The sequence below is a fragment of the Acetonema longum DSM 6540 genome (assembly GCF_000219125.1).
In the GTDB taxonomy this organism is placed as follows: Bacteria; Bacillota; Negativicutes; order Sporomusales; family Acetonemataceae; genus Acetonema; species Acetonema longum.
In genome coordinates, this window is record NZ_AFGF01000193.1 from 1 (window position 1) to 20,462 (window position 20,462).

Genomic DNA, 20,462 nt, shown 5'->3' on the forward strand with positions numbered 1-20,462 from the left:
GTGGGATAAGGTGCATCGGCCGCTTGAAAAAATATTCTGATTTCATGTTATATTTAATGACTTCAATCCACAATTCGCAGACCTTATAAAAAAAAGCGACGGTTTCAAGTGAAACTCTGCACAATAAAATTAAGCTGCAATTGAGCAAAAAGCACAAATTTACAGATTTTTTTTGCCGCCATCCAATATCGGCTGCCGTTCTGTGATAAAACACTTATGAAAAAAAAGAACATTGGCATCTGAGTCCACAGATACCAGTGTTCCTACAAAAACGTACATCCATTAAATTTTTGTATTCTGCTCAATCAAGAAAAAGGAACCACATTCATGATCATATAAGCAATCAGAATATCTCTTCTGACGGAAGAATCATCAAGGTCAAAATGAGTAATTGCTTTGACCCGGTCCAGCCGGTATTGTAAGGTATTGCGGTGGATGTAAAGCGCCTCCGCAGTCCGGAGCATGTTCCCGTTTTTCTCAAGATAAGTCCGCAGTGTTTCCATCAGCTGCGAACTGCCGCCTAAATCCGCTTCATACAATCCTTTTAAATAATGATCCCGAAACAGGACTAGCTTTTTCCGGTCCTCCACATACAGCATCAACTGATAGCTGCCAATGTCGGGAAAAAATGCGGCAGAGCCAGGCAGCAGATGCTGTTGCAAAAGGGAAGCCGTAAAATGCGCCTCGTCAAAGCCGGCCCGGACCTGTATGACGTCCGACAGCACGCTGCTAAACGATAGATAAACGGAACGTTTCTCCTGCGCATCCAAATATGCCCGGATCTTTTTAAGCGAATCCATGATTGGGTATAGACCGGCCTCATCCTCGGAATAAAGCAGATAGTCGACCGTTTTCAGATTCACCTTGCAAATTTCTTCCAAGCCAAGTTCTTCAAACAAAACCTTCGTTTGCTTTTTGAGGTTTTTTGAAAAGCAGAGCATGACATTCTCATCAATACGCGCATTGTGGATATGGGAAACCTCCTCATTGGGGATGCTAAAAACCGCGCACATAAAACACCGGTCCGGTGATATGCCCGCGTGCTCGAACAGACGGGCAATTTCCGGCCGGGTCAAGGAATTGGAAACCAAAAGCTGGTCCAAAAGAGAATGGTCCTTTCTGGCAATATACGTGCTCTCCATGATGAGAGTCGATACATCCCTTGTAATGTCCAAAAAGCTGACCACGCCGGAGCAAAAAAACAGGGGAAGGTCTGCTTCGTCGGCTTTGCGGATCACCTGCTCCGGCAGTTTCTTGAAATTGATTCCACCTTCCACCAGGAGCCCTGACAGTTGGTTCAAAACGGCCTCATCAATGAGTTGTAGAAGTTCTCCTTCATCCGTTCCATATTCATATCCGGAAACAAGAAGGAATTCACCTCCATGTACCCATGGCGTTATTGTTTTGGTATGTTTTGCGTATGGCCAAGAGACTCCTTTGTCGAGTCCTCTTCGACCCGCAATCAGCCGGACGTTTCTTAACACGTCCAACTCCAAAAGCTGCCTACATGTAACCATTGCCTCTTCCTCCCGCTCTCCAAAACTGCGCTGCTGAGACGCATGTACAGATCAAAACCATCTAAAAATCAGAAATATCAATTTATTCAGCGACTGCCGCACTACATATTACACCAATATAGTAACTCATATTCATATATCCCCACGGTAGCTAATATCTATGATACGCATAAACAAGCCATGAGTCAATTGCTTCATATTGCTGCCATGGTCATTACTGTCAACTGTATTTACGTCCTTCCTTCCGGTATTCAAGCCACTTATTCTCACTTCGGCATTCCAATATAAATTTACCGCATCTGAATAAATTTATCTTTTCTATTGACAAAATTAAAAATATTAAGTTAATATTATTTCCAGGATAATGTAACGGCTCCCCAAGGGGGGGGCTATTACCGAAAGTTTAATTAGTTCTATGGCTTTTTTATTAAGTCGCTATTAAACCATTATACATCCATTCAGGCTCTTGCATAAAAAGTTAATGAAAACCTGCCATCTTAATATTGGCCGTCGCTATCGTTCTAAAACGTTTTAATTTGGTAGCTGTAGCTGCTGTAGCTAAGGAAGGATAGATAATTATAAAATTTGGAGATGGTAACATGTCAGAACAAGATCGGGCTATCCTGGATAGATTTATCTCAGTAATCAAATTTATACCAGGACTTTTTATCGAAGATGTATCAGTAATGGTTGCAGATACCGAAAAATTTATTATGTATCTACCAAGCAAAAAAACAGGATCTTAAACTTACGGGTGTGAAAGTAGATAAAGGCTCTTCTACGCTTACCGCCATGAAAGAAAGACGCCGTGTGGTCATGAGGCATGATAAAAATGTGTATGGGGTAAGCTATATCGCCGTAGCCGTTCCAATTTTCAACGAACATAATGCGGTAATTGGCGCACTTTGCGCTGATTATATACCAGAACTTCAGGATGATATTCGGGATATGACGGCAAAATTATATAATGCCATTAATGTATTGGCCAGTACCAGTGAGGAAATTTCCGCGCAAACCGAAGAGATTTCTGCGGTATCACATACAATGGCCAATGCAGCAAAAGAGTTTCAAATTAAGACTTCTGAAACTGATCATGTTATTGATATTATAACATCCATTGCTAGCCAGACAAATTTACTCGGACTAAATGCCGCGATAGAAGCGGCCAGAGTTGGCGAGCATGGGCGGGGATTTAGCGTTGTAGCGGAAGAGATTCGTAAACTTGCCAGCAATAGCGCGGCATCAATAAAAACCATTGCCGATATCCTAAAAGTAATAAAAACAGAAAGCAAAGACGTATTCAAGCTTACAGAACAAACCAGCGAGGTTATCAGGCAAGTTGCTGAAGCGACAAGCTTGGCTACAAATACAATTCAAGAAATTGGTAATATGGCGTTGAAGCTTAAAAACTTAGCTGATAGTCTTAGTAGGGACAGCCATTAAGCATTAGTAACCTTTGACCAGTAGCATAAGCTACGCAGAACTAGATAGTTATATCCTTCAGCTCACCATCCAGCAGCCGCCTTTTCCTCTTGTCGTTTCAATCATTCATTGGCAAACGTCAAAATGCCGTCTCCAGACACATCAGTTGGATAACGGCATTGTTTTACAGAAAACGTTGAAAAAGGCATTTATTAGTCAATCTGCAAGATACGTTTTGCATTCTCGCCAAGGATTTTGTCAATAGCCGCTGTCGCCATGGGCAGATTGCGCATGGCGTCAATATTTTTTTTCACGTCCACATTGGGCCAGTCGGTACCGAAAACGAACTTATCGGCAAAACGTTCCATGTCCGGGAAATAAGTCAGCAGCTTACCGGGTGGAAGACCCGTGACGTCAATATAGACATTCTTGTGCAGACGAATCATGCAATAAGCCTCATCATACCAAGGCCCCCGGCCGCCGTGGGCCATCACTATTTTCAAATCAGGAAAATCTACCGCGACATCATCGTAAAGAATGGGATTGCCATACTTGATGCGCGAATTTTTGAAAATCGAGGAACCCGTATGAAATAAGATGGGAACGGCAAGTTTTTCGGCAACAGTGTAAAGAGGATAGAGAACCGGGTCGTTGGGGTAAAAGTGGTTGTAGGTCGGATAGAGCTTCACGCCTTTAAAGCCGAAATCTTTCACCAGTGCCGGCAAAATTGCCGCCATATTTGGATCCAGATATGGATTAAACGTGCAAAAAGGAATCAGGCGGGGGCTGCCTTTACAGAAGTCGGCGACCATTTCGTTTGTCGCAACGCCAGTGGTTAAAGGCGCCACTTCGGCCAATACTACGGAATAATCAACTTCATTTTCATCCATCAGCGAAAGAAAGTTTTCCGGCTGCTTATACTTCTGACAAAAAACCTGGTATGCGTCCGGGGAGGGAAAGGCTTGGGCGAACCATGCAAAGGCGGTATCACAGAAAGATTCATACTCACTTAAATGGACATGAAAATCGATGACTGTTTTTTTCAAGATTTCTTCCTCCTTGGTATTTTGCATATAATCACAGAAGCCTTCGCCGGTCTTGCAGCCAAGGTTATCCGGTCCGACCATTTTCCGCTGGCCTGAAGATTGCTGCCAATTTTACCGCAGAATGGAGCCGGCTATAACCATCCGCATGGCCTGGTTGGTACCTTCGTAAATCTGGGTGATCTTGGCATCCCGCATCAGGCGCTCTACGGGGTATTCCCGGCTGTAGCCATAGCCGCCGAAAACTTGCACGGCGTCGGCGGTCACTGCCACGGCGGCGTCCGAGGCAAACAATTTGGCCATGGCGGCTTCCTTGGAATAAGGAAGATGATTCGACTTGTTATACGCCGCCCGATAAGTCAGCAGCCGGGCTGCATCTACCTTAGTGGCCATATCGGCCAGCATAAAACTGATTGCCTGGTTGCCGGTGATCGGCTTGCCGAATTGGATCCGCTCTTTTGCGTACTTAATAGCGTGCTCCAGAGCGCTCTGGGCAATGCCGACAGCTTGCGCTGCTATGCCGATCCGCCCCCCGTCCAGGGTCGTCATGGCGATTTTGAATCCTTCCCCTTCTTTGCCCAGGAGATTGGCAGCCGGAACGCGGCAGTTTTCAAAGATCAGTTCTCTTTGCACCGAAGAACGAATCCCCATTTTGATTTCTTTTTTGCCGAAGGTAAAGCCTGGGGTTCCTTTTTCGACAATAAACGCGCTCAAGCCTTTCAGGCCGGCGGCCTTGTCGGTGGCGGCGAATATGACTTCGATTTCCGCTTCGCCGCCATTGGTATTAAAGACTTTGGTACCATTCAGGATATAACTGCCCCCGTCTTTAACCGCAGTCGCGGACCCCGCCGAGGCATCGGTGCCGGCGTTGGGCTCGGTCAGGCCAAAGGCTCCCAGTTTATTGCCGGACGCCAGCGGCCGCAAGTATTTTTGCTTTTGCTCTTCTGCGCCGTAGTGAAAAATCGGCCAGGAACAGAGTGAAGTGTGGACGGAAAGCCCAATGCCGGTGGAGGCGCATACGCGGGATATCTCTTCCACCGCAATGGCATAGCTTACAAAATCGCTGCCCACCCCGCCATACTCTTCGGGATAGGGTATGCCCAGAATACCCAGTTCGCCCATCGCAGCAAAGATCTCCCGCGGGAAATATTCCTTTTCATCCCGTTCCGCGGCCGTCGGCGCCACCGATTTCTCGGCAAATTCCCTCACCATTTTGCGAATGTCTGTTTGCTCTTGTGTGAGTACAAAATTCACAATTGTTTCCTCCCCTATTTTCTATCTTCATGTTTTCGATCTGAATCGCACTGCTGGTAGGCAAAAGAAAGATAAAGCGCCTGTTGGAGTTCCATTGGACCATCCAACAGGGCCTCATCTCCTTCGCAATGACAGTACTGACTATTTCTTCACGGCAAATTTGGGATCTTGGTGACCCCGCTGGAACTGCTTCTGAACGATCAGGGTCCCGCTGGCCTTACCCACCAGCAGCGGCTCTTTCAGCACATTCGCCGCGGAAATGGCCAGCTTGGGATCACGGGCCAGCTCGATCACTTTGTAAGCCTCGAACTTCATTTTGCGGGAAGAAGCGCCGGCCGATTCAATCCAGCCGTGATATTCCATGAAGTCGCCGGCATAAACGGGTGCTAAAAATTCAACCGAGTCGTAGGAGCGAAACAAGCTTTCATCCCCGTCGAAACGAATGCACAGTTCTGTGCCGACATCGCCAAAGTAGTCCAGAATTTTTGAGCCGTTGACCAGTTCACCGGCATAGTGCGCATCACCAGCGCTCATTCTTGCCCGTAGAATAACTTTTTCCCCAACCATGTTTATCTCTCCTCGTTTTCATAATTATTTACATCAAAAGCCATAGGTATAGCCGGCTTTTAACGCCTGTACATTGAGGGCCGCCACCTTTTGTTTTGCCGCAAAAGCCTGCTGCACTGCCGCGACCACCTTATCGTACGGGATAAACGGCAAATACTTTAACAGGGCGCCTAAAGCAACCATGTTGGCCACTTTTGCGTTGCCCAATTCGACGGCAATATCATAAAAGGGCACTTTCTTAATTTCCCGGCATTGACAGGCAGGTTCCCGCTCAATCATCGAACTGTTGAGCAGCAGTGCGCCCTGGGGGGCCATCAGGCTTTGGAAATCCTGCAGGGACCGTTCATCCATGATCAGCATCAGCTCGGCTTCCGAAATGATGGGCGATTCCATGGCATCAGAAATGACCACATGGCACATCGTGCGGCCGCCTCTTTTTTCCTGGCCGTAGAAAGGGGCAAAGGTAACCTGATACCCTGCCGCCACGGCTACGCTGCAAAGCACCTCGCCCAGCAGCATGATTCCCTGCCCGCCAATTCCGGAAAACAGCATCTCATGTTTCATTTCACAGTCACCTCCTGCGGGGTTTTAAACACGCCCAAGGGATATATATCAATCATCTGTTCGTCCACCCAAGCCAGAGCATCGACGGGTTTCTTCCCCCAGCCCGTGGGGCAGGGAGACAGTACTTCCACAAAGCTGAGGCCCTTGTTTTCAAACTGCAGGGTAAACGCTCGCCTCATCGCTTTTTTAGCGGCGGCAATACGCTGCGGGTTGTTGACGGTAACCCGTTCGCTGTAGCAGACGCCGGGCATCCGGGCCATGATTTCCGCCATGTTCACCGGATAGCCGCTGGTCGCTGCGGACCGGCCATGGGGCGAGGTGGAAGTCACCTGCCCCAGGAGGGTGGTGGGAGCCATCTGGCCGCCTGTCATACCGTAAATAGCGTTATTGACGAAAATCACCGTGAAGTTTTCCCCCCGGACGGCAGCATGCATGATCTCGGACATACCTTCGGAAACCAGATCGCCGTCTCCCTGATAAACCAGAACAAATTTATCCGGCAAAGCGCGCTTGATGCCCGTAGCCAGGGCCGGCGCCCTGCCGTGCAGAGCGCAGATGGCATCCATCCTGTAATATTTGTCGGCATAAACGGAACAGCCGATCGGCCAGACAAGGATTCCCCGTTCGCGCAGCTGCAGCTCATCGATCAGCTCCGCCATCAGTTTGTTGATCAGGCCATGACCGCAGCCGCCGCAATAAGTGGTGACTGCCTCCGTAAAAACGTCCGGTCTGCTGTAGATCGTCTTCACTTACTTCACCACCAATTCTTTGATCTGCTGAAAGATTTCTTTCGGCGTGGGCACGACGCCGCCCAGCCGGCCGTAAAAATGAACATTCTCTTTATGAGCCACAGTAAGCTTGACGTCTTCCACCATCTGTCCGGCGCTTAGCTCGGTTACCAGGAACTTTTTATCGTCTAGGCCGGCGAACGCCTTCACCGGAAAGGGCCAGAGAGAAATGGGCCGCACCAGGCCTACTTTTAAACCGGCCTCCCTGGCCAGCTTCATGGCCCCCAGGTTGATCCGGGCCATGCTGCCGTAAGCGACCAAAACAAGCTCCGCATCTTCTACCTGGTAATTTTCCCAGCGTTCCTCGTTGGCCTTGATTTTGGAAAATTTCTCCTGAAGGACCAGGTTGAACCCTTCCCACTGGGCGGCGCCGTCGCCGCAGGTAGTAATCGCATTGTGCTCCCGGCCGGCGCAGCCGGTAAGGGCCCAGTTCAAATCGCAATGCTGCTGTTTGCGCCCGGGAAGCTCCACGCTTTCCTGCATCTTAGCCAGCAAGGCATCGCTGAGCAGGACCACGGGATTGCGGTATTTTTCCGCCAGTTCAAAGCATTCCTGAATAAGCTGGCACATTTCCTGCACAGAATAAGGCGCCAGCACCAGATTATTGTAATCGCCGTGCCCGCCGCCTTTCACCGCCTGGAAATAATCACCCTGGGCCGCCAGAATCTCCCCGTCGGCAGGACCGGGGCGCATGACCTGCACAATAACGGCAGGCAAGCCGGCGGCGCTCATAAACGACATGGCTTCCTGCCCCAGGCTGAAACCTGGGCCCGAGGTGGCTGTCATCACCCGGTTGCCGGTAGCTGCCGTGCCGGCGATCATATTAAATACGGCAACTTCCGTTTCCCCCTGTACAAACACCAAGTCTTCATCCTTGGCCTTCCTGGCGTAATATTCCGGCACTTCACTGGATGGCGTAATAGGGTAACCGAAAAAAAATCTACAGCCGGCACGAATAGCAGATTCCGCCAGAGCCGCATTGCCTTGCATAAAGACCTTCTCGCCCATCTTCTCGTCCTCCCTTAATAAACCGTCGATATCTTCGCTTAGCTTTCTTTATAAACTGCTATTGCCGCTTCCGGACATACCCTGGCGCAGGTGCCGCAGGCGATACAGTCCTGAAGTAAGGCGGCGGCAGGGGGATAGTATCCCCGTTTATTGACCTTGTCCCCTATCAGCAGAACTTTTTGGGGACAAAAATTGACGCAATAGCCGCATTCTTTGCACCGGTCAAATTCAATCTTTACCTGATTCATATTCAACACCTCTCTTTGCCGATTTTTGTTCTATTATTAAGAACGTCGTTCTATTTATATAGCCATTATATCACCTCTAAGCCAATAGTCAATCCTGGCGGGACTATTTTTACGGCAATGAGAAGCTAACTGAAGCGATTTGCATTTTGTTCCTAATATTGAGCAGCTTCTCAACCTGTAAAGGCAAATTACAGTATTTACGAAATATATCGGGAAATATAGATGCCAAACCTTGAAAATTCCGGTTTACTATGTCAAAATATACTTTAAGTGTTTCTTCATTTAGTAAAGCGTTCTGTTTCCGCATTATCGGGCCTGTTTAAAACAGCCCGGCTGTCCCAAGCCGGCTGAAGCACTTGAAATACCGATGGAGGTCAGGCGATGAACAAAAAACCCAATTATCCGGTGCTCACCTTGCAAAAATCATTAGAAATTATTGATATTTTAGCCAAGAATTCCAACAACAGGGGGCTTGGCATCAGCGAGCTAAGTCGCATGCTGGATATGGGCAAAAGCACCATCCACCGTATTCTGGATACTTTAGCTTATTTTAAATATGTGGAAAAGGACGCGATAACGGAAAAGTATAAATTGAGCTGGGGATTATTCAATGTGGGTCAGGCCGTTCCCAAGCAAAACCAGCTGACCGGCGTCGACAACCAGCTGCTTAAGGATCTCAGCAACCGCTGCCAGGAAACGGTGAATATGGGAGTGCTGGCAAGGAATGAGGTAGTCATTATCGCAAAATCCGACACCAAAACGAATCTGAAGGCCGGTATTGAAATAGGCGGCCGCGAGCCGCTGCATGCCACCGCCATGGGGAAAACCTTGATCCACGAACTGGACAAAGAAGAGCTTGCGAGAATTTTTGAAGGCGAAACCTTGCCGTCCTTTACTCCCAATACCCTCACTTCCTTAGATGCCCTGGTAAAAGAACTGGAAAAGGTGAAGCAGCAGGGCTTTGCCGTGGATGACGAGGAATACTGCCTGGGATTGCGTTGCATTGCCATGCCTCTCAGGGACTACACCAACGGCATTGTCGCCGCCGTCAGCATCAGCGCGCCTGCTTTGCGCATGAACTACAGCAAATTAATGGAGGCAAAAGAGGAACTGGCGGCCGTATGCAAAACGATCTCCCAATATCTTGGCCATCCCGGAATGCCGTAAAGTTTTCTTCGCCGGTCAATACGGCAAAGTGCTGCGTGTTTCTACCGCCATCAAAAGGAGGGGGGAGCAATCGCGGCTTTTCCTTTTTCTTTTATGGAATATTTCTTAGGATCTAACTTTGTGATAATAAATAAGGTTGCTATTGTCATGAAAATCGCAATGATCATAAATCCCTTCTCGACACTCCCCGTTGCCTCGGATGCCAGGCCAATAACATTCGGGCTAACAAATCCCGCCAGATTGCCACAAGAGTTGATGATGGCGATGCCAACGGCTGCCGAAGGCCCCGCCAAAACCATGGAAGGCAAAGACCAGAACGGCCCAAACACCGCATATACGGAAGCGATGATTACGGCCATCCACAGTACGGAAAACATCGAATGGCTAAAAAAGGTGAGCAAAAGCAAACTGGCCGAACAGCAAATCATGGGCGCTACAGTATGCCATCTGCGTTCCAGTTTTTTATCGGAACGGCGCCCCCACAAAATCATGGTTGCCGCTCCAAGTATATAGATTGATCCGTTAACCCATCCAATAGAGGTAGTCGAGGTAAAAGAGGAAAGTCTTTCAATCAATATCGGGCTCCAGAAGGTGATTGCATATTCGGCGATTTCAATTGTAAAGTAAACAAACGCCAACAGCCATATATCTTTGTTCAACAGGGTTTCTTTTGACAGATGCCTTTTCCCTGTTACCTTTCCCTTGTTTTCTTCCTCTAGGGTATTGATAAGCCATTTTTTTTCGGCTGCTGAAAGCCATTTAACTTCTTTCGGGCCGTCCGCCAGGGTAAAAAATACCACAAAGCCAAAGATTACACTAGGAAACCCTTCCAGGAAAAACACCCATCTCCAGCTGTCTATCCCCAGCCAGTGAATGTTATCTAAGATGGCGCCTGAAAGGGGGCCGCCTAAAAAGTAAGAGACTGGTATGCCAAGCATAAACATGGAAACCGCCTTAGCTCTTTCTTTTTGCGGCAGCCAAAAGGTCAGGTACAGGATGACGCCCGGGAAAAAACCCGCTTCTGCGGCGCCCAGTATAAAACGCGCAAGATAAAGATGCGTTACATTTTGGGCAAGACCCGTCGCCATTGCGACCAGTCCCCAGGAAAACAAAATTCTGCCGATCCATTTACGCGCCCCGACTTTATCCAAGATAATATTGCTGGGTACTTCAAAGATAAAATAGGCTATAAAAAATATCCCTGCAATAAGCCCGAACTGGGCGTCGGTAATTCCTAAATCAGCATTCATTTTTAGCGCTGCATAGCCAAAGTTTATTCTCCCAATATAGGCAAGAATATACAAGAACATCAGGTATGGGATTAGATGAACCAGTATTTTTCTGCTCAGTTTCTCCCCATCAATTGGGACATCTGTTCCCGGTTTATTTTCCATTGAAATACTCCCTTTCAAGGAATTTCTTACATCGAAAACCCTCCATACAAATACCTTCTGTACTAGTGCTTATCGCTATAAATATCAGCCAGCAGGTTTGCAGTGTTAATTACTTTTATAGGCTTAGAACCCTCCAATTGCCTCAGTCCCGCCTGGAGCTGCATCATGCAGGCAGGGCAGTTGGTTACTACCGCATCGGCCTCGGTGGCTACTATGCCGTCCAGTTTTGTGTCAAGGATACTTCGCGAACGTTTCACCTGGCTGAAACAGTAGCTGCCGGCTCCGCCGCAGCAGGTATTTTGGTTGGCGGCCTTGCGGAATTCGATGCCCGGCAAATTTTTTAAAATTTGCTCCACCGCATCGGCACCGTCAAGAGAATGGGCATAATGGCAAGGCTGATGGTAGGTTACAATTTTATCCACCGTATGTTTGGGCGCCAGCAACCCCAGGCTCAGAAGGTAATCCGAGAGATTTTTCACTTTGCCGCGCAAGGCTTTCGCCTTGTCTTTTAAGGCGTCAGCCAGCGGCAGATCCTCGTACTCTCGCAGGAAAGATACGCAAGTGGCGCAATCGCTGATGACCGCGTCAACTTCCTTAACGTTCAAAACCTCTAAATTCCGTCTGACCAAAAGGAGTGCCCCGTCAATATGCCCGTAGGAGTAAGGCGGCGTACCGCAGCAGGAAACATCCGGGATGGTGACGTCTACTCCCTGAGAGGTTAAAAGGCGTACGGTCGCTTCCGCTGCTTCCGGGTAAACAAGACCGGTAGCGCAGCCCACAAAATATAAGACAGAGCCTCTTCTGGGACCGATAGCCGCATTGTGGGCAGGCAGGATATCGCGGGCATTCCGTTTCGGCAATGTCGGCATAGCCCAGACAGGCGGACAACAGCGGGCAATAATGCCTTTGGTGAGCCAGCCGTCAGGCCCGATGGCCTGGATTCTGCCCATCACTTTGGAACCCATAGCCATACGCTTCGGATAAGGCATAATCCGCTCGAAAAGGAGCCGGTAGGGCAGTTTCATTTTGCCTTTTTTATATCGTATCGTCCTTGTTAATTGCACCGCTTTCGGTGTGTCAACCTTGGAGGGGCAGTTTTCCTTGCACCGTCCGCACCGCAAACAGGTGTCAATGGGATCATCCAGATCGCTATCGAACTGAATCGCGCCGTTTGCCAGCTCGCTGGCCAGCCAGTTCCGGCCCCGGGCTACGTCCCACTCTATTTTTGTAGCTTTATAGGCGGGACATTCCGCCATACAGTAGCCGCAGCGGCTGCACCCTTTGATAATCTCCGACAGTTCCGCGATTAATTTCTCCGACATTTTAAACCTCCTGTTCGATCTCATAAGGGAACTCCGGCCATGCCACGCCGCAGCAGTTTGCCGTGCTATACGCACTTACCGGCATTGAGCACTCCTTCCGGATCAAAGAAATGTTTAATTTGCGAGTCCAATATCTGCGCAGAGTCTATCCGGAATTCCCGGCGAACGGACAAATCCCCGGTTTTCAGCTGAACCAGTCCCCCCAGTCCCCGTGCGGTTCCTTCCAGAGCCCGCATAAACTCCAGCCACTGCTTCCCGGTAAACCAGACCTGGCATATGCCCACGGCCGGCATATGCATCGCCAGCTGCTCAATGCCGAATTGGCCCGCCGCCGCTTCCAGCCCTTCCGCCATTTGCCTGGTTTTTACCCGCGGAACTGCAATTTTGACACCGATTAAGTCCGGCGTGAAAGCATCCAAGGTGTTCATGACTTCTCGTTTTTCCCATATTTCAGCATCATTCACATCCGCCTTGCTTAAGCTGATGCCGTATTGATTAAAAACAGCCAGCGTTTCCGCGTATTGCTTATCTACGGCCGGACCGGGACCCGCGTATTTCACCAGAATTCCATAGCGGACATTTCCCTGGCTGCCGAGGTTATACAGGCGTTTGGCCAGCGGCGCGTCATATATTTCAACGACCGCGGGCTCAATCTCTTCCATAGCTTTGGCAGCCTTCCAGACGGCGTCCAGTCCCCGGGCAACGCCTAACAGGACTTCGCTGGCGGGCGGTACGGGGTAAACCCGCAAATACGCCTCGGTGATGACTCCCAGTGTGCCCTTCGAACCGATAAACAGTTTGCCGACGTCATAACCCGTTACATTTTTGACCGTCTGTCCCCCGAATTTGTAGACTTTGCCATCGGTTAAAGCCAGCGTCATTCCCAAAACAAGATCCCGGACCAACCCATATTTTAACCTGTGTGAACCGCCGCCGCCCTGCGCCAGCATTCCTCCCACCGTTGCCTTGGCTGTTCCCGGGTCAACCGGCAAAAACAGATTGTGCCGGGACAGGAGATTTTGTAGTTCCGCTAGTGCCACTCCGGCCTTGACCTGAACAATAAGATCATCCGCCTTGATAACCGGCTCTTGATTTAAATTAACAGTGCTTAAAGCCCATTCCAAATCTGTCAGCGGCGTTCCGGCGTTAAATTTGCTGGCGCCGCCGATGACGGCAAGGGGCGTCTTTGTCCTGGCCGCCAGAGACAGAATTTGAGCGGCTTCTTTATCACTAGAGGGATAAGCGACATATTGCGGAATTTTTCCGTCAAGCACTATTTCCGGCGCCTCGGATCCTTTGATGACCGGGCATATGCCGGCTAGATTCTGTTGTTGGGGTGCAGGTTTTTTCTCACTCATGGCTGCCCTCCTTCCCTTGTGGAGTTCCGGCCAGAAAGATTTTATCGGGATTCAACATGTTTGCAGGGTCAAATAATCTTTTCAGCCTGTGCATCAGCATGATCTCATCCGGTGAAAATACCAGCGGCATCCCGCTTATTTTCTCAAGTCCGATCCCATGCTCCCCGCTGATGGTGCCGCCTAAATCCACAGCCGCTTGCATGATTTCCCCCAGGGCGCGCTCAGCCGCCTCTCTTTCCTCATGGATCCTGCCGTCAAATGGAACCTGGGGATGGCAATTTCCATCGCCGGCATGGATCAGGGCGCCCAAAATGACACCGTTACGGGCGCTGATCTCCTGGAATTTTTCCACCACATGCGGCAACTGGCTTCTGGGCACCACAATGTCGATTTCAGCCGAGTCCGGTTTTAGCCGTCCAAGGGCCGACGTCCCTCCCCGGCGAGCCCGCCACAGCGTCTCCCGTTCTTGTTCATTTTTGGCGACTTCCAGGACCTGCACCTTGTTCTGACGGCATATTTTAAGAATTCCGTCCAGTTCAAACGGCAAGCCTTCCGGTCTGCCGTCAACCTCAATGATCAAAAGAGCTTTCGCCGAGTCGGGGTACCCCAGGTTGAACACCTCGTTCACTTCGTGCAGCATGCGTTCTTCCAGCATTTCGAGCACAGCCGGATTAAACCCGTTTTTAATCACCTCGAAGACGGTTACGGCAGCGTCCCAGCAAGAGTTAAAGATTGCCAATATTGTGGAAGTCGCCTCCGGCTGCCTGCTGATTTTAACGGCAACGCTGGTAATAATCCCCATTGTGCCTTCCGACCCTGTAAGCAAACCGCTCACGTCGTAGCCCGGGATGTCCTCCACCGCTCCGCCAAGATTGACGGCATCGCCGTTAGGCAGCACTACTTCCAGGCCCATTACGTGGTTCGAGGTAACCCCGTATTTTAAACAGTGCGGGCCTCCGGCGTTTTCGGCCACATTGCCCCCGATAGTGGCGACCGACAGGCTCGCAGGATCAGGCGGAAACCAATATCTGAAAGGCTTCAAGGCGTCTTGAAGCTCTTTATTGGTTATCCCCGGCTGAACAACGGCAATTCCGTTCGCGATATCAATCTCCAGGATTTTATTCATTCTGGTTAAGGGCATCATAATGCCGCCGGGCGTAGGAACAGCGCCGCCGCTAAGCGATGTCCCGGCTCCCCGCGGCGTAACGGGTATATTGAATCGTCTTGCCAGTTTGACAATTTCCCGAACCTCTTCTGTAGTCTCAGGCAAAACAATAACCAAGGGAAGATTTCGAAAGTGCGTGGAGTCATATTCATAGGCTTTCAGATCCCGATTACGGTATAGCACCCGTTCCCTGGCCATGATCCCGGATAACTCATGTGACAGACGCTCTCCTGTAACATCTTTGCTTTTCACCTTATCAGCCTCCGCATGCTACTTAGTAAGATTTAGCGGAATAATTCCATACATGCAATCAGTTTATATCTTGTTTGCAGAACTGGCCATGACGCAGCCATGGCCAGTTTAAAGGAAACCAAGGACTATTGTCTACTCAATTACGTCTTGTTCACTTACAGCTGGCAGGATCAGCGATCAGCCGCCATTCCGCGGACAAGCGTGGCAAAAGTGGACATATTGCCAACCAGATATGTTTCTTTTACGTTAACGGGACGCACTTCGCCGTAGCGATTGATCCAGCAAGTCTTGAAGCCTAATTCCGTTGCCGGGACAACATCATATTTAAAACCAAAACCGGCATGCAATACTTCCGATTTATCCAGTCCCAACTCCTTGAGAGCCAGGTGAAATCCCTTGTGGCTCGGTTTATACGCTCCCGCTTTTTCGGCTGTGATGATTGCGTCAAATTCAACGCCGATCAGTTTAACTGTCTCGGCGACAATTTCGTTATCGGTATTGGTGATTAGGGCAATCTTGGTATATTTTTTCAGTTCAAGCAAGGCCTCCCTGGTATCGGGAAACGGGTTCCACTTGCCCATGGATTCCGCAAACAGGTTGCAGTCGTTCGGGCTGAACGGATAGCCATATTCCCTAAAAGCCATCGGCAGGGTGTTCTTCAGCACTTCCTTGTAGGAACGGTACGGTCCCTGAATATAGTCGAACTGCAAATTTTCCCAGTGTCTTTGGAATGACACGATGTCGGCGTTTGTTACACCATTTCTGTCGAGAATGCCCTTAAAGAACTTTTGGATCTCGCTTTCCCAGTCAATCAAAGTGCCATAACAGTCAAAGGTAATTGCTTTTGGCGCTCCCATTGTAAAAACACCTCATTTTTCTTAATTTTTCCTACTAATGCTTTTGAAGCTGTCTTTTATCGATTTTTCCGAATAATAACCTCTCGGCACCCCTCCTTTTACTTTTAGATATTTATTTTACATAGCACCCCTCCTTGTTTTCCTATATTTAGAACAGTATTCTATTTTTAGAATACACTATCTATTTTAATTTGTCTAGCAATTTTTCCGAACTGAATAAAGCTTGCTCGATTGCCTACTGTACGCTCTCCCACAGCACTTCAGCCATATCCCTGGTCTTGACGGTATCGTCCACTCCTTTGAGCTTGGTCCCGTCATGGTCAGGCAGAAGGGGCAGACACTTACCCCGTTGCCCAATGCTGCGATTGGTTTGAAAACTTACTTTAGACATTGTGGCGATATTCATAGGGCAAAACAACCATCTGCCCAAAAGAAGTCATCGTTTCCATAGCCTTGAGAGTATCTCTCAATATACCCATCTGCATTTCTTTGTTATTAGGCTCACCAGCGTTGGCGCCCATCGGCACATGAGGTGCTGAAATCCGCGGTGCGCCTTGCTGCTTGGCGATCGGCGGCAAAGCAGCAATAAGGATGGTAGAAATGCCGGCTGCTTCCACTGCCCGCTGCACCATTACAGTAGAGCGATGGCAACTGCCGCAACCACCGGTAGCAACAGCAATATCTACGCCTTCCTCTTTTAGCAGCTTAGCAATAGCCGGACCAATCTCATCTCTGAATTTTTGCACGTTGCCGCCGCCCCCCATATAGCCGATAAAATGGTCAGCAACACTGCCAATAAAACCTTCCGCTGCTAATTCATGCATCCGGTCCAGCGGCATAACTGCGTTGACGTCTTTATTGGCGTCGGAATTGTCAAACCCGCCGTGAGTTATCATCATGTCTTTGACCGACACATTGGTCGGCAATAGCCTGTAGCTAATGTCACCAGCCGTATTATACGGCTCCTGGCTTTTCAGATGAACGCCGCAACCACTGAAAAATCCAACTTTGCATTGGCGCAGCGGTTTTGGCAGGGGAGTCCAAACCGCCGGAGGCGTAACGGGAACATGCACTTCCGATTTCAAGCCTGTCGCCACTGTTAGTCTCATTATATTCCCTCCCCGCAATCATTCACTTGGTTAATACCCGGACATAACTTAGATACAGCTCTACACCGTCATTTACCTCAAGCTTCTTGTCGGAAATAACGCAACGCAGGGGTACGTTCAAAGTGCCGAGTCTCCCGTTAAAAACTACTTTTACGCCGACTTCAGAAACTTCGGCAAGTTTTCCTTGCACAAGAGTTGCCTGCAAAACCGTGTCCATTACCGTTCACCTATGTCAACTACTTTTTTGTTTGTTTCCATTGCCTTATTGTTTGCTTCTATTACCGTTTGGTTCCATCGGCGGTCAGCCGCTTCAATGGGAATGCCGGCCAGTTTAGTCTTGAGCATGAGCAGGGCCCGGGCAGCATCATCATGGCAAATCGTGCTGTCGGCGAGAATTTCCGACTCGAAGCCACCACTGTGCTCATTGAGTTCAATCATCGCGTCCATATATTTGTTGCCTACAACCAAGGCGCCCTGATAAGCTGAATAGGTAACGCCCACAACAGCTATACCGCGTTTGCCGAATTGCTCAATGTGCCCGGCAAAATCAATATGGTTATTGCCAAAACCTTCGGTAGTCACGATGGCCCCGGCAAGTTCAAGCCCTTCGGCCCATGCTCCCAGGCGGGAGACAACATAGTTTTTCTCGTCGTTCACCTGCGGGCTGCCGACAAAAATTACGCCCGCTAAATCAATTTCTTCATCTTCGGCCATTAATTCAACCAGTGGCTCGCGAAAGTAGTGGCGGGTAGTTTCCTTTGACGAGGGACCGACACAGGTAAGCGCATGAATTCCGCCGTCGCGTACTTCGTTCGCGGATAAAAGAACGGGAACATTGCCAAGATCGACATTGTGGCGACCGCCACCAACGCCTGCCGGTTCGGCCGGCATGATCAAATTGTCATGCATCGCGCCCTGACCCATAATTTCTTTAACCAGCACTACCCGGGGACGGCCAATGCGTTTTACGTCACGAATCACGTTTTCTATGACTGCTTCCGCAACCGGCGCTTGTTTTAGCACTTCCCGGATTTTCTGGAGAATAGCATCACATGCCCTATGGGCGGCGGTTACCCCTCTTCGCTCCATGCCGGTGCCTTCCTTGATCATTACATGGACGCGAATCAGGATATCGTCTTCGTCAGGACAGCCCGGACGATTATACCTGATTTTCTCGTCCAGATAACCTTCGCAGGAGCCAAATTCATGGACCTGGCTCCCGCCTTCATCTACACCGGTAAGTACAACTACCGCGCCGCTCATGACATGGGTAATGCCTTCGCCCAATTTGCCTTCCGTCTTAACGGCAATGGGTATTACATCCATAATGGTATTGGTATGCACATGTTTGTTTTCAGGTGTAATAATATCCAGTGATACTTTTTTCACAAGCGGATCAGCGTTTAAAGCGTCGCTGCACAGCTGCTCCTTGATTACTAATACACCGTCTTCAAACGAGGTTTCCCTGCCAAGCTCCACTTTTTCCACAGGGAATTCGCGCTGTTTGAGTGTGCGAATCACTTTGTCCTCATATTTAAGTGTTGCGGTTTTGATCGCTGCCGGCACTGCTGTCACTGCTCCGCCGCCCAATACTACACTGAATTTTATATCATGGCCTTCTCCAATGCTGATATTTACCACGCCGCCAGTACCGCCGGGAGTTGTTCCAGTTGCAACTGCCATTGCCGTATCGCCGGCCTGCCCATTTTTCGCAAAGGCAGTATTGTTAGCTGCTTCCGCCGTGCCAGCACCTCCCTCTACTGCGTCGGGGGTTATCGGCGTCATCGCATTGAGAGTTTTTATAAGTTTTGCGCCGATTACCTGACCAATTTTCAGCACATTGCCTGACAAGTCCAATAACCCCGAATCCTCCAGTTCACCAAACAGGGATGGATCCTCCAGGTCCGCCGGTCTGATTATGGCCCCCGCTCTGGTCATACAACAAACTACAGCCGGATCATTGTTATGATGCTTGGCGGTTTCTTCCGAAAGAGACATTTTATCTCCCTCCTATCTCTTTTCTCTTGCTCTTCTCGTCAAATTTAAGATTTTAAGCGCCGGACCAAGGAGTGATTCACGGTACGCAGCACATGATCGGTGTGATGGTAAACAGACAATTTCATTTTCGGCGCGATTCCCATAATAGTGTTGCTGCATGCAGTGCAGTTGCTGATCAGAAGAACTTCCGCCCCGCTTTTTTTCAGTTTCAGTACTTTTTCGGCCTGACCCGGACAATTGCCGGGATTTTCGCATTTCAGATTTCCCCTAATTTCAACAACCTGTTTACAAAACTCCACACCCGCTACTGGCGATCCCATCCTATCGGCGATTTCTCTAAGCCTCGCCTCGCTCGCTCCACAGGCACATACCAGAATACCCATTTTTCTTGATTCATGCGGAAACGGTATGGTAACCAATATACCGCCGCTGGTTTTAGTGATCACATCATCCAAACTAACGCTTTTGCCGGTAAAGGGCCCTCCCATAATGATCTCACCATATTCCCCGGCAATTCCGCCGGCCGCCTCAATCAGATCCCCTATCCTTGCACCAATAGGCACATCCAGGAATACTTGAGGCTCAACCCCGTTTTTCAAGCGCCCGGCTACCGTTACATGCTTGCTAATAACCGGTTTGTTAAAATCGACGGCTTCAGCAACGCGCGCCAAAGTTTCGACGTTGGAAACAACGGCCCGGGCGGCCGCAGGTAATTGATCCGGTGCTAACCTGGCGCCGAGGATTTCCCGGACAATAGCCCGCTCTTCACCCATTGGATATATATCCGGCAGTTCGGCGATTGCAATGTCCCGGTCTTTTATTACATCCCGCAGCGCCTCAACAGCCCGGCGATTCTTGCCCTTCACCGCAAAAATCCCCTTGTTCGCGTTTACAGCCTGCATGGCATAGAGCAAACCTTTATATATAAGTTCAGGATGATCGGTCAGCTGTTTAACGTTGTGCGCCAGCACCGGTTCACATTCGACGCCGTTGGCAATGACCAAGCCGCCGCTAAGGTCCGCGGCAAACTTGACATGGGCAGGAAAGCCGGCTCCTCCCATGCCGACGATACCGGCATCCTTGATGACATCGATCAAATCGCCTTTCCTGCTCAAAGGTTTATAATTCTTTTGTTGTTCTTCATAAGCTTCTATAACGATTGCTTGACCGCTAACTTCTGCAACGCGCCCGCAAACGCTAGCGTGCAGGTTTGAACCAAGACCGTTTAAACTTGCAATCAGCTCTCCTTGTTCAATGTTGTTCCCTATTTTCACCAAAGGGATAGACGGATTCCCAACATGCTGCCGCAATAATATGCGGAAAAGTTTTTTCATACCTGCCCGCACCTTCTTTTATTGCCATGAATCACAAATTTCAGATTGGGCGTGTCGCAAAACGCGACACGCCATTTGTTTTTGCGTAAGCGAAA

The 20,462-nt window shown here is 49.3% G+C and carries 21 protein-coding genes; 3 read left to right on the plus strand and 18 right to left on the minus strand.

Going from position 1 to position 20,462, the window contains the following annotated elements; genetic code table 11:
* Nucleotides 1-305 precede the first annotated feature (305 nt).
* Nucleotides 306-1,517, minus strand: coding sequence for a PucR family transcriptional regulator (locus ALO_RS16285; RefSeq protein ID WP_004098079.1), 1,212 nt, complete (start codon nucleotides 1,515-1,517; stop codon nucleotides 306-308).
* A gap of 599 nt (nucleotides 1,518-2,116) precedes the next feature.
* Between ALO_RS16285 and ALO_RS22575 the strand changes: the two genes are divergently transcribed.
* Together ALO_RS22575 and ALO_RS23595 are read left to right on the plus strand one after the other, a co-directional pair.
* On the plus strand, nucleotides 2,117-2,263 hold the full coding sequence (locus ALO_RS22575) for a hypothetical protein (RefSeq protein WP_169313151.1): 147 nt from the start codon (nucleotides 2,117-2,119) through the stop codon (nucleotides 2,261-2,263).
* Between the two features lie 10 nt (nucleotides 2,264-2,273).
* Nucleotides 2,274-2,960, plus strand: a complete 687-nt coding sequence (locus ALO_RS23595) for a methyl-accepting chemotaxis protein (protein WP_274428238.1) — start codon at nucleotides 2,274-2,276, stop codon at nucleotides 2,958-2,960.
* Nucleotides 2,961-3,151: 191 nt separating this feature from the next.
* Here the strand turns inward: ALO_RS23595 and ALO_RS16295 are convergent, their stop codons facing one another.
* The 7 genes from ALO_RS16295 to ALO_RS16325 form a co-directional block, all read right to left on the minus strand.
* A complete protein-coding gene (locus ALO_RS16295; RefSeq protein WP_139025428.1) occupies nucleotides 3,152-3,985 on the minus strand; it encodes an amidohydrolase family protein in 834 nt (277 codons plus the stop codon).
* 111 nt (nucleotides 3,986-4,096) lie between these two features.
* Nucleotides 4,097-5,236 (minus strand): acyl-CoA dehydrogenase, encoded by a 1,140-nt coding sequence (locus tag ALO_RS16300; protein ID WP_004098086.1) that lies wholly within the window; start codon nucleotides 5,234-5,236, stop codon nucleotides 4,097-4,099.
* A gap of 141 nt (nucleotides 5,237-5,377) precedes the next feature.
* Nucleotides 5,378-5,803, minus strand: a complete 426-nt coding sequence (gene kal / locus ALO_RS16305) for a 3-aminobutyryl-CoA ammonia lyase (protein ID WP_004098088.1) — start codon at nucleotides 5,801-5,803, stop codon at nucleotides 5,378-5,380.
* A 33-nt stretch (nucleotides 5,804-5,836) separates the two neighbouring features.
* Nucleotides 5,837-6,367 carry a 2-oxoacid:acceptor oxidoreductase family protein gene (locus ALO_RS16310; protein WP_004098090.1) on the minus strand — a complete coding sequence of 177 codons (531 nt, stop codon included), beginning with the start codon at nucleotides 6,365-6,367 and terminating at the stop codon, nucleotides 5,837-5,839.
* Nucleotides 6,364-7,116, minus strand: a complete 753-nt coding sequence (locus ALO_RS16315) for a thiamine pyrophosphate-dependent enzyme (protein WP_004098092.1) — start codon at nucleotides 7,114-7,116, stop codon at nucleotides 6,364-6,366. The genes ALO_RS16310 and ALO_RS16315 overlap by 4 nt, the downstream gene beginning before the upstream one ends.
* Nucleotides 7,117-8,163 (minus strand): 3-methyl-2-oxobutanoate dehydrogenase subunit VorB, encoded by a 1,047-nt coding sequence (gene vorB, locus ALO_RS16320; protein ID WP_004098094.1) that lies wholly within the window; start codon nucleotides 8,161-8,163, stop codon nucleotides 7,117-7,119.
* A 38-nt stretch (nucleotides 8,164-8,201) separates the two neighbouring features.
* Nucleotides 8,202-8,411 (minus strand): 4Fe-4S dicluster domain-containing protein, encoded by a 210-nt coding sequence (locus ALO_RS16325; protein ID WP_004098096.1) that lies wholly within the window; start codon nucleotides 8,409-8,411, stop codon nucleotides 8,202-8,204.
* A gap of 381 nt (nucleotides 8,412-8,792) precedes the next feature.
* On the opposite strand from ALO_RS16325, the gene ALO_RS16330 reads away from it, so the two are divergent.
* Nucleotides 8,793-9,578, plus strand: coding sequence for an IclR family transcriptional regulator (locus ALO_RS16330; protein ID WP_004098098.1), 786 nt, complete (start codon nucleotides 8,793-8,795; stop codon nucleotides 9,576-9,578).
* A gap of 50 nt (nucleotides 9,579-9,628) precedes the next feature.
* Here the strand turns inward: ALO_RS16330 and ALO_RS16335 are convergent, their stop codons facing one another.
* From ALO_RS16335 to prdC, 10 genes are all read right to left on the minus strand, one after another.
* Nucleotides 9,629-10,972: an MFS transporter gene (locus ALO_RS16335; RefSeq protein ID WP_004098101.1), complete on the minus strand. Its 1,344-nt coding sequence runs from the start codon at nucleotides 10,970-10,972 to the stop codon at nucleotides 9,629-9,631.
* A gap of 62 nt (nucleotides 10,973-11,034) precedes the next feature.
* Nucleotides 11,035-12,294 carry a (Fe-S)-binding protein gene (locus ALO_RS16340; RefSeq protein ID WP_004098102.1) on the minus strand — a complete coding sequence of 420 codons (1,260 nt, stop codon included), beginning with the start codon at nucleotides 12,292-12,294 and terminating at the stop codon, nucleotides 11,035-11,037.
* A gap of 65 nt (nucleotides 12,295-12,359) precedes the next feature.
* Nucleotides 12,360-13,652 (minus strand): FAD-binding oxidoreductase, encoded by a 1,293-nt coding sequence (locus ALO_RS16345; RefSeq protein ID WP_004098105.1) that lies wholly within the window; start codon nucleotides 13,650-13,652, stop codon nucleotides 12,360-12,362.
* Nucleotides 13,645-15,069, minus strand: a complete 1,425-nt coding sequence (locus tag ALO_RS16350; RefSeq protein ID WP_004098107.1) for an FAD-binding oxidoreductase — start codon at nucleotides 15,067-15,069, stop codon at nucleotides 13,645-13,647. The genes ALO_RS16345 and ALO_RS16350 overlap by 8 nt, the downstream gene beginning before the upstream one ends.
* A gap of 170 nt (nucleotides 15,070-15,239) precedes the next feature.
* A complete protein-coding gene (locus ALO_RS16355; RefSeq protein ID WP_004098108.1) occupies nucleotides 15,240-15,926 on the minus strand; it encodes a haloacid dehalogenase type II in 687 nt (228 codons plus the stop codon).
* A 235-nt stretch (nucleotides 15,927-16,161) separates the two neighbouring features.
* Nucleotides 16,162-16,317, minus strand: coding sequence for a hypothetical protein (locus tag ALO_RS22580; protein WP_004098110.1), 156 nt, complete (start codon nucleotides 16,315-16,317; stop codon nucleotides 16,162-16,164).
* Complete coding sequence (prdB, locus tag ALO_RS16360) at nucleotides 16,310-17,035, minus strand: D-proline reductase (dithiol) protein PrdB (protein ID WP_004098113.1); 726 nt, start codon at nucleotides 17,033-17,035, stop codon at nucleotides 16,310-16,312. Before prdB ends, ALO_RS22580 begins: the two co-directional genes overlap by 8 nt.
* 22 nt (nucleotides 17,036-17,057) lie before the next feature.
* Complete coding sequence (locus ALO_RS16365; RefSeq protein WP_004098116.1) at nucleotides 17,058-17,252, minus strand: CBO2463/CBO2479 domain-containing protein; 195 nt, start codon at nucleotides 17,250-17,252, stop codon at nucleotides 17,058-17,060.
* Complete coding sequence (gene prdA / locus ALO_RS16370) at nucleotides 17,252-19,033, minus strand: D-proline reductase (dithiol) proprotein PrdA (protein WP_004098119.1); 1,782 nt, start codon at nucleotides 19,031-19,033, stop codon at nucleotides 17,252-17,254. Before prdA ends, ALO_RS16365 begins: the two co-directional genes overlap by 1 nt.
* A gap of 44 nt (nucleotides 19,034-19,077) precedes the next feature.
* Entirely contained in the window at nucleotides 19,078-20,367 is a 1,290-nt protein-coding gene (gene prdC, locus ALO_RS16375) for a proline reductase-associated electron transfer protein PrdC (protein WP_004098124.1), read from the minus strand.
* Nucleotides 20,368-20,462 lie beyond the last annotated feature (95 nt).